15 protein-coding genes are annotated in these 9363 nt (G+C 50.7%); all 15 read right to left on the minus strand.

What is annotated here, in order from left to right; genetic code table 11:
- Positions 1-18: 18 nt before the first annotated feature.
- The 15 genes from PHI12_06855 to PHI12_06925 all read right to left on the minus strand — a co-directional run bounded on the left by PHI12_06855 (position 19) and on the right by PHI12_06925 (position 9327).
- A complete protein-coding gene (locus PHI12_06855; GenBank protein MDD5510508.1) occupies positions 19-195 on the minus strand; it encodes a hypothetical protein in 177 nt (58 codons plus the stop codon).
- Between the two features lie 104 nt (positions 196-299).
- A complete protein-coding gene (locus tag PHI12_06860) occupies positions 300-479 on the minus strand; it encodes a hypothetical protein (protein ID MDD5510509.1) in 180 nt (59 codons plus the stop codon).
- A 175-nt stretch (positions 480-654) separates the two neighbouring features.
- Positions 655-1137: a hypothetical protein gene (locus tag PHI12_06865; GenBank protein ID MDD5510510.1), complete on the minus strand. Its 483-nt coding sequence runs from the start codon at positions 1135-1137 to the stop codon at positions 655-657.
- Positions 1138-1209: 72 nt separating this feature from the next.
- The gene (locus tag PHI12_06870; GenBank protein ID MDD5510511.1) at positions 1210-2376 is read right to left on the minus strand and encodes a hypothetical protein; all 1167 of its coding nucleotides are present in this window, start codon (positions 2374-2376) and stop codon (positions 1210-1212) included.
- 1 nt (position 2377) lies between these two features.
- A complete protein-coding gene (locus tag PHI12_06875) occupies positions 2378-2884 on the minus strand; it encodes a CARDB domain-containing protein (protein ID MDD5510512.1) in 507 nt (168 codons plus the stop codon).
- A 71-nt stretch (positions 2885-2955) separates the two neighbouring features.
- Positions 2956-3420 (minus strand): hypothetical protein, encoded by a 465-nt coding sequence (locus PHI12_06880; protein MDD5510513.1) that lies wholly within the window; start codon positions 3418-3420, stop codon positions 2956-2958.
- Positions 3421-3428: 8 nt separating this feature from the next.
- Entirely contained in the window at positions 3429-3806 is a 378-nt protein-coding gene (locus PHI12_06885; GenBank protein MDD5510514.1) for a CARDB domain-containing protein, read from the minus strand.
- 49 nt (positions 3807-3855) lie between these two features.
- A complete protein-coding gene (locus tag PHI12_06890; GenBank protein ID MDD5510515.1) occupies positions 3856-4749 on the minus strand; it encodes a hypothetical protein in 894 nt (297 codons plus the stop codon).
- A 12-nt stretch (positions 4750-4761) separates the two neighbouring features.
- Positions 4762-5250: a hypothetical protein gene (locus PHI12_06895; protein ID MDD5510516.1), complete on the minus strand. Its 489-nt coding sequence runs from the start codon at positions 5248-5250 to the stop codon at positions 4762-4764.
- Positions 5251-5276: 26 nt separating this feature from the next.
- Positions 5277-5876 (minus strand): hypothetical protein, encoded by a 600-nt coding sequence (locus PHI12_06900; GenBank protein ID MDD5510517.1) that lies wholly within the window; start codon positions 5874-5876, stop codon positions 5277-5279.
- Between the two features lie 46 nt (positions 5877-5922).
- On the minus strand, positions 5923-6219 hold the full coding sequence (locus PHI12_06905) for a hypothetical protein (GenBank protein ID MDD5510518.1): 297 nt from the start codon (positions 6217-6219) through the stop codon (positions 5923-5925).
- 15 nt (positions 6220-6234) lie between these two features.
- Positions 6235-7149, minus strand: coding sequence for a hypothetical protein (locus tag PHI12_06910; GenBank protein MDD5510519.1), 915 nt, complete (start codon positions 7147-7149; stop codon positions 6235-6237).
- A gap of 8 nt (positions 7150-7157) precedes the next feature.
- Positions 7158-8138 (minus strand): hypothetical protein, encoded by a 981-nt coding sequence (locus tag PHI12_06915; GenBank protein MDD5510520.1) that lies wholly within the window; start codon positions 8136-8138, stop codon positions 7158-7160.
- Between the two features lie 4 nt (positions 8139-8142).
- Positions 8143-8616 (minus strand): hypothetical protein, encoded by a 474-nt coding sequence (locus PHI12_06920; protein ID MDD5510521.1) that lies wholly within the window; start codon positions 8614-8616, stop codon positions 8143-8145.
- A 9-nt stretch (positions 8617-8625) separates the two neighbouring features.
- Entirely contained in the window at positions 8626-9327 is a 702-nt protein-coding gene (locus PHI12_06925; GenBank protein ID MDD5510522.1) for a dockerin type I repeat-containing protein, read from the minus strand.
- Between the last annotated feature and the right edge of the window lie 36 nt (positions 9328-9363).

Below are 9363 nucleotides of genomic sequence, written 5' to 3' on the forward strand. Positions count from 1 at the left end.
CCTGACAGCATACGGATATTACTTCTTAATTTTCTTGTTGTAGTTTTTAACAATGTAATCGGCCTTAAATTCCAGGTGCTCCCGATAATCGAAGCGGCCGCTGTGACTGTTGAACCACTTGGTATTTGCCTCTGCTAAAAGAAACAGGATTTTGTCACGGTCAAGTTTAATGGCTTTTTGTATAATTTTCATCATTTGACACCTCTTTCTCTTGACTTCCAGGAGCGTGCCAGCCTAAAATAAGACAAGGATGCAGTCATTCAGACCGGCTTGCGTTCCCAAAGGAAAAGGCTACCGACCTAGGTAGCCTTTTCTGTCACCATCTTCTTTTTTCTATCAAGAATACGCCATACCCGGCTCGGCGACAGATTATTGAACGCCTGCCCTATTTCTTTCAATGAGAGCTCAGGGTGCGCATCGGCATATTCTATTAACGCCTTGTTCCGATCCAGCTTTCTTAAACCGTCATATTTGGCCATAACGGTAGTATTATAATTCTTAACAAAACAATTGTCAATGCCTTTGGCAAATATATTTTCCAGTGCAAAACAAGAGTTCAGTGGGGCCCCGCCAAGTACCAACGGGGAAATACTAACAGGTCAACCACTGACGGCTAAAGCCGCCAGCTTGTCCCTGCCCAACCCAGATGGCTGTTTAGGAGTCATTGACCGGGGCAGAATGGTTGTGGTTGGTGTGGTTGTTAAGATAGGTACTCAGAATGGCGATGGTCTCCTGCAAACTGAGCCCCTTTTCCCTGGCGACGGTCTCGATGGTAGCAAGACCAAGATAAGTAACGACTGTATAACCATTCACGATATCCTCGTGATTTTTCAGTTCGTCGGGCATTTTGGCCAGCATGGTCTTAACATTGTCAGGGACCAGGCTCTCCCCCTGCGGTTTAAGTTTAAAGCCACTGCCACGGGCGGCCAGATCCGGTCGATGATGAAGGGCATCCAGCACGTAGACATTCCACAGGGTCTCAACCATGGTATACATCTTGGCCGGCGGATAGTTGTTCATACACTCGCGGAAGAATTTGCGATCGCTGTCTACCTGCCCACGCCAGAAGCCGAAGATGTAGATGAAGCCCAGTGCGGTAAAGGAGAGTGATATAACGCCGGTTATTTCACCTATCACTTTCTCACCCTCCTTTAGCCGTATTTCCTTGCTAGTATATCAAACTGACGATGCAACTGGCAAGTCGGTTTCCTACTGTGCTTCAAAAGTCCCGTTTAACCCATCTACTGCCACCTGATATACCCCTACTTTATTGGGAATAACCTGGAAGGTAACCAACTTCGATTCGCCAGGTGACAGGGAGACAGTTATCTCGGACGGGCCTGGTTCTTCAGCCTCAGAGAGTATCCCGGTTATATAGTCATACTCGTAGCTTTTACCGCTAAAGATAGCGCCGCTGCCGTGGTAATAGTGTAACCGTGTCCCCGTCTTGTCCCAAACATAGACTTCAAACGCAGTCACTGCATCCGGCGCCAAGGAAGGGCTATACCAGGTTGTGCCCACATTGAGTATCCCCGACTGAGCCCAGACCTCTGCCCGTTTATATTGAATCAGCCAGACGAAGGCGTCGGCAGGATAGTTTTTCATAGCAATGTTAAACTGAGGAGTCGAGGGCATTACCCGCACCTGATGTCCCATGGCCATGAAGTCTACGCGGTCATTCGATGTGTTCCAGGAGTTTCCATTCCACACTGCATCATAAATGTAGGTGAACTCGGCTATCTGCACAAAACGGTTTGGCCTATCAGAGGTTGGAATAACATCGGGCATTGTAAAGAGGGAGAAAAGAACTTCCTTTACTTCGCCGGGTGCAACCGGCTCGGGATTGTATATATTATAAAGTTCTCCTTCATAAGATATACCTATAGAAACACCGGCATAAACATATACATCAGCCAAGTTTTCTACAAATACGGATACTGGCACAGACTCACCAACACTCGCGTAATCTTGAACTACGGTATACGCTCTCACCGACCCCGATGGCGAATGTATCTCTAATACCGGTGGTGTTCTGTCCACCTTTATCTCTATTGATTTAGTGTCGCATTTTACCCAGTAACCATCTATCCAGATTGTCTCGTCTTCATCTCCCCAGTAGCCTTCAATCCAGTAATAGCAATCTACGTTTAGCAGCAGTCCCCAATTCGGCATGGTAAAGGTCCCTGTAAATGTCCCTATCTCATCAAGACTCAGAACCATACTTGACGGCTGCATAACGAGTCCTCCAGGCGGCTGGTCAATGCTAACCGCCATCCGGAGAGGCTCGTCCCAAGACTCCTGCCGCACCAGAACAGAGACTGTTACTGTCTGGGTTGCCCTGGCAGGATTAGGTGATGCCCTTACTTCATAAATCATCTCAGTTTACCGTACAGGTAATTTTCTTGGTGCCTGCCGCGCTGCCATAGTTCCTGGCGGTAACCGTAATAGTAACGGTCCCGCCGACCGCTACCGTGCCGGGCGCAATGGTCAGATTCTCCAACCTGATGTCAGCGGCAGACGGCGCAGCAGTGGCGGTAAATGTCCCGCTCTGCCCCTCGACACTAACATTGTAGTTTCCGGCTACCGCCGGCGTCACATGGAAGGAAACCTCCTTCGACTCGCCAGGCTGCAACGTTACTGTCTGCTGGTCGGAAAAATCCCCACTCAGGGTTACCATACCGGTTTTAATCTCGCTTCCGCTATTGGTAACAGTACATGATACGGTCACAGTTTCACCCACAGCGACCGAACTTGGAGATACGGCTAGACCACTTATAGTGAAACCACTCGCTGGAACTTCATACCACGGCCAATAGACCCCTAAGAAAACTGGCAGCGGGGGCCCTTTGTCGGGCGACATCGGATACCAGCTTGAAATTTCCATGCCTTATACTCTTTCTATAGAACTGTCTACTAAAAGGTCACCAACTTCCCGGGGAAGCCTGGCATTATTTTTCATTCTAAAACAGCATCCAGCACAAACGTCCAGGTATCAAGTACCTGACCGCCACTGGACAGAACAGCGGTAAGGGTATGAGAGGATACCCCCGAAAATACAAAGTCGGAAAATAATATATACCAGCCATCTCCGGGCTCTGCCTCTGTATCCTGTTTTTCGATGGCTGATATAGGAATGAAGCCATCAATCGTCAGGTCAATGTGACCAATCTCGCTGACATCAGAGGTGTTAATCCATCCTATAGCCAGAGAGATGGCTTTGTCCATTGGAACCTGGAGTCCGGACTCAATCTGTTTCCAAAGCCCGAGTCCTTCGAAATAAATAACACCTCCATGGATTGACCCTGACAACTCGCTCGCTGGGACTTCATACCACGGCCAGTAAATTTTCAGAAACGCCGGCAACGGAGGCCCTTTGTCCGGCGACATCGGATACCAGTCTTGTAATTTAATATCAGTCATATACACCTCTAGGGAGCAATAACCACAAACTGGCCATTGAGGCCATCAACGCTGACATGGTAAGTGCCTGATTCAGCCGGCGCCGTGACACTCCAACCGACCGATGTGCTTGCTCCCGGTTGTAACGTTATTCTTGTTGTCTTTGCAAAATCACCCCCCAAAGTTACCGTAAACGAACCTGCCGCACCACTAATATTGGTTGCCGTACAGCTGATAATCACCAGGCTCCCGGGGTTTGTCTCTGCAGGAGAAACGGTCAAGTCTGTTATTTCCAGATCAGCAGATGTCTCCCCGCCAGTGGTATACCAAGGCCAGTAAATGCCCAGAAACGCCGGCAGTGGAGGCCCTTTGTCGGGCGACATCGGATACCAATTTGATATTTCCATGCCTTATACTCCTCTCGGCGCCTGTCTGACAGGACAATGCACATTTTTCCTATTTAAGTATGTAGGTGCCGGAATAACTGTAAAGCAACAGGTCACCAACATACAAATCAAGTTTAATCACATAAGTTCCCGGCTGAGAAGGCACAGCAAAAGTAACCGGCGGACTGTTGGTGAATCCAAATGGCGGCTGATTGCCTGGATTGACTGTTACTGCAGCCTCTTTGGTTTGATCAGCGAAAGAAAAAACACATCTATATGTGTAAGGAATCTCCCCCGTATTATATACAGAGGCTCGGACGATCCAATTCTGCCCTAACCGAGGCGCATAGGCATTCACCGTCGCTGTGCCGGACGGTAGAAACGCCGTTACCTCCAGAGGAACACTCAAGGCGCCGGCGCGTATGGTATATATTCCCGCTTTCTGCGGCGTGAATTCCCTGATTAGCTCCTGAGATTCTCCGGGGGCGACCTCTAACCCCGTGGTGTAATCCCAAAAAACAGGGGATTCCAAAACGGGACTATCGATAGGAAAATCAAACGGCCCAGTGAGAGTGAACGAGTTATTGTTGATATAGGATGCTTTAATGGTCACAGGCTGCCCTACATTAATCGTTGCAGGATTAACAGTAAGATCAGTGACAGTTAATAGTTCACCCTGGGACATTATCACCACATCCTCGCTGCCGGCAAAGCCAGTCAACAATGCCCCCTCTGAATAGATGCCTAGATAGACATGGTAAGTGCCTATGTTCGCCGGCATGACTACAAGCAGGCTGATCTGCTGCTGATTTCCCGTGGAAACAAAGGCTACTTCACCTGACGTAGCCGCAACAGTGCTTGCGTCCGGTCCCAGGAAGAGCACCGCCTGGCATGACAGCCCTGCCGGACTCACCGGGATCTGCACCACCGCTGTTTTTAAAGCACCGGGTGTAAAATTAGGCATCTCACCCTCCCTTTACCAGCTGATCGTCGGCGTCCCGACCGACGGAACATTAACCTTGTCAGTACCAATGTACTGCCCCAGCACCTGTCCCTCGGACATGATAACGAGATACGCCTGATAGGCATATCCCCCAGGAGCAGGTACGGTTATCGGAAAAGTCACCGTCTGATTTACTCCGGTCGAGGTAAACTCTATGGCGCCGCTGGTAGCTGCCTTCGTTACCCCCCCATCTTTGCTTAAATATAGCTCGCCGGTGCAGGCCATCCCCGCCGGCGACACCGGGAACGCGGCACCAGGGTTCTTCACCGTCCCCGGTAATATCAATACATCGGGATTGAGACTGACCGCCGACCAAACTATGTCGATCGGCGCCCAACCCTCCGGTATCTCCCCATCAGGTATCTCTCCGCCGGGAGTATACCATGGCCAATAGAGTTTCAGGAAGGCCGGAAACGGCGGTCCTTTGTCGGGTGATAATGGCAACCATTCCTGTATATCCATATCTTATACTCCTTTTTCTGGCCCCCTTAATCCGCCAGATAATTTAATGCTTTACCCGATGGTGGCGAAAACGCTTTCCTGGCCGGAGAACTCAGGGGGATCAACAGGTCGATCATTCTTACGGTATTCCCGTCTGTCTCGGCAACCAACCTGTGTCCATAAGACCCTTTGTCATCCGACCATGTTAATGTTACCAAAAATATAGCATCCGCCCACCTGTCAGTTGGTTCAAGTAGCTTTCCCCATAATATTTTAGAGTAATTAGTGCAGTCAACCAGGCCGACTAATATTAAATCCTGGTCCGGTTCATAGGCCGGCATATCCGCCAGGATCTCATCCGTCCTGGCATAGTCGCTCGGTTTATACTTTGCGTTCCCAAGTTTAAAATTTTGGTCAGGGGTGACAGTATCTGGAAACGCCGCTCTAAACACCGCCTTGATTTGATCTCCGGTCAGACTGGGAATATCAGGCATGATATTTAGTCCTCCCGAATCTAGTATATCGCCATTGTCAAATACCAGGCTCATGCGGTGAAATCCTGCGGGTACATCGGGCAGCTTAAGCGACCCCGAATATTGCAGGACATCGCCTGCTTTCCCTGATGCCGGAACCAGCGTAATAGCCATTAATTCGACCTCTCCTTTTTATGATAACATGACAGCAAACCCACAGCTATTGTTGTTTATCCTCTTTTGATACCATCCTTTGCTTTGAGGCTTCCACCCTCTCACTTGACGGCATGGAGACTAAAGACGCCGCGATGATATCGTTGACCTCACCAAGCCGCTTTTGCGTTTCATTACGCAGACTAGCCACCCTTTGCTTCCATTCCCCTTCGGGTAAAACCTCCAGCATCGCTTCATACCTTGCCAGGTTCAACTCATGGCAAAACTTGTCTCTCTCCTGCGAGAGCATAAACGAAGCAATGATGTCATCCTGCTCATCCTGGCTTAATACCTGATATGTCATATTACCTCCTTTTGATTAGTTCCTATAGGCCACACCACGCCCGGTAAAGGCAGGCAGGGTGGCGGGATTGGCATACTTTACCCCGAAGCCTGCCCCGGGCGTCCACGGATACGCACTGACATAAAGACTTATAGAGTGAGCGACGGCGATGTCGGTATTCCCGCAATAGGCTACACCTTGCCCGTTACCGGCAGGCAGGGTGGCGGGATTGGCATACTTTACCCCGAAGCCTGCCCCGGGCGTCCACGGATACGCACTGACATAAGGAGTGGTATCATGAGCGACGGCGATGTCCGTGGAACCGCAATAGGCTACACCCCACCCGGTAGAGGCAGGCAGGGTGGCGGGATCGGCATACTTTACCCCGAAGCCTGCCCCGGGCGTCCACGGATACGCACTGACATAAGGAGTGGTCTCATGAGCGACGGCGATGTCGGTATTTCCGCAATAGGCTACACCAAACCCGACACCGGCAGGCAGGGTGGCGGGATTGGCATACTTTACCCCGAAGCCTGCCCCGGGCGTCCACGGATACGCACTGACAAAGGGAGAGGCGAAGGAAGCGACGGCGATGTCGGTATTCCCGCAATAGGCTACACCATACCCGGTAGAGGCAGGCAGGGTGGCGGGATCGGCATACTTTACCCCGAAGCCTGCCCCGGGCGTCCACGGATACGCATTGACATAAGGACTGCTATTATGAGCGACGGCGATGTCCGTGGAACCGCAATAGGCTACACCCCACCCGGTAGAGGCAGGCAGGGTGGCGGGATCGGCATACTTTACCCCGAAGCCTGCCCCGGGCGTCCACGGATACGCACTGACATAAGGACTTGTAGAGTGAGCGACGGCGATGTCGTTGGGAGCGACACCACCGCCACTTCCGATAATTCTCCCCTTATATAACAGGTGCTTGGCGACTAATCCCATGCATCCCCCTAAATCGTATAGACCAGTACCAAGACGAAGTTCTGGGTATAGTTGACAGCATTAGCATTGTCGCTGTCTACCACGAATCTAAAGTCATACTGGACAGCAGAGGCATCGACTTTTGCAGTAACATCTATCGCCAGACTAATGCCATCGCTGGCACCGATAAGATTGACCATGCCCAGAGATGTCTGAGTGGTGAGGTCAAGCAAGTCGGTATAGCCGCCGGCTGCTTTTTGCCCCTGCACCTTGAGACTGACATTATGAGTGTTGGCCGACTGGTTGGCGGCATGGATAGAGGCAATAAGAATGGCCCTGACCCGAGTTGATCCGGCGGGAAAGGTTGGTGTAACGGATGACGCTGTGAGATTTGTTGCCGCAGCCGAGGACACCTGTTCGATGGTCGAGCCTACGACCCACTCAGTTTCATGTTGCGTATTGGGCAAAGAATCCAGATAACCCGCCCTGGCGGCAGTGAGCTTGTTAGCTAATGGAGTAACACCCTCATAGCCTAATAAGGTATCCATAATACCCTTGAGATACCTTATGATCGAAGCGGTGTTGGTGGACGCCGTGATCCCTGTGTCAGTTTTATTACCGATGGCATCACGTTCCAGAATATTGATTATGCCATCCGGTGCCGGCACTCCCAAATCAGCAACGATGGTAGTAGATGTCGGAGATGGAGTAATAACCTTATATGCAATCCCGGCCAGGACCTGACCGCCTTTGAAATTGACATCGACGGTAATTTCTCCGGTCGCATTGTTGAAGGCGGTAGCTACCGCCGCATCCACTAAATTAGGAAATGCGGGGTTTATCTGAATTACAAAACTGCGAAAGGTGTTGGCGCCGAAGCCAATGAGCCCGGCGTCGATGAGGCTGTTGCCACCGGCAGCTCCAGGTGCCGTGGTTACGCCCTCATAAACCACAGTCGCCTGTTTCAGCGATACCAGCTCGTCCAGCGGTGGTCTGCTTGATTCTTTCATATTATTATCCTACCGTTGAATAGACCATGACGCCTGTCACTGTCTGCGCCGGATCTAAGTTTTCGATGAGTACTTTAATATAGGCAGGATCGACCGAATAGACCTTGGTTTGCCTGATACTAATACCGGCAGTAAAACTGGGAATCCATGAATCCCAGTCGATCGTGTCGTAATTAACATTGTCACGCGAAGTCCTTACATGAACCGTTATTCCCCTGGTGGCTATGGCATTGTAGATAGCCTCGACCGTAATGGCGAGCGTCTGGTAGCCGCTGTTGTGGAGATCAATGGCCGCGCACTGCGCCAAAGTCGTGGTAGCTCCGGCTGCAATAGAGACAAGGTTTATTATTTGAGTGATTACCTTAGCGCCGGGGGTATAAACAACCGGTACAGGATTTAAGGAACTGACGGGCACCCACTGCCCAATAGTCGAGTTTAATATCCATATCCCGTTAAATGTATCTTGATAAGTCGCCATGATACTCTCCTAGCCCGATTTGCTGGCGAAATATACTTTAGCCTGCCAAGAGGCTCCGGCAACAACCGAAGCCGCCTGAATACAAAGCCTCGCATAACAACAGTATTCATCGAACATCATCGCCAGCGCACGTTCAGTGGCCACGGCTGCACCAGCGCCTGCCACCACTAACGGCGCTCGCACCTGCCCGAATGTCGGCATAGAAACAACCAACGTGGGCCACCCAGGCGCAATAACACTGGGCACAAGATTGCCAGCTATCAATCTTTGGGCGGCGCCGATATCCAGGACATCAATGACTCCATCGCCATTAACATCGGCTCGAAAGGTTTCGGCGGGGCTCGGAACATAGGTCAAAGCAATAATTTGCGCGATCAGGTCTACATCGGCCTGGGTAACCATGCCATCGCCGTTTACATCACCCTGCCCCTGGGGGCCGGGCCTGCCTGCCGAGGATACCCAGGTGACACTTTCCACAGGAGTCAGAGCGGCTTCAATCCATATCGATAGATTTGGCGCCGCTCCCACATGCCCCGATTGGTCTATCAAAGAGACCTGAAAACTCTTCCAGTCATACACGTCGCAAGTTACGCCGGATGAATAGTGAACGGCAGTATCATTAATAAACTCGTAGGGATAGTTTTGGGTATGCCACGGCTGGGGCGTTATATTTTGAGGTAATACCAGCAATAATTTCCTTCTATATGCCATATCTTTACACCGGGATTTTTTCTTTTGGAGCTACCG

The sequence above is a fragment of the Dehalococcoidales bacterium genome, assembly GCA_028716225.1.
Lineage (GTDB): Bacteria > Chloroflexota > Dehalococcoidia > Dehalococcoidales > UBA5760 > UBA5760.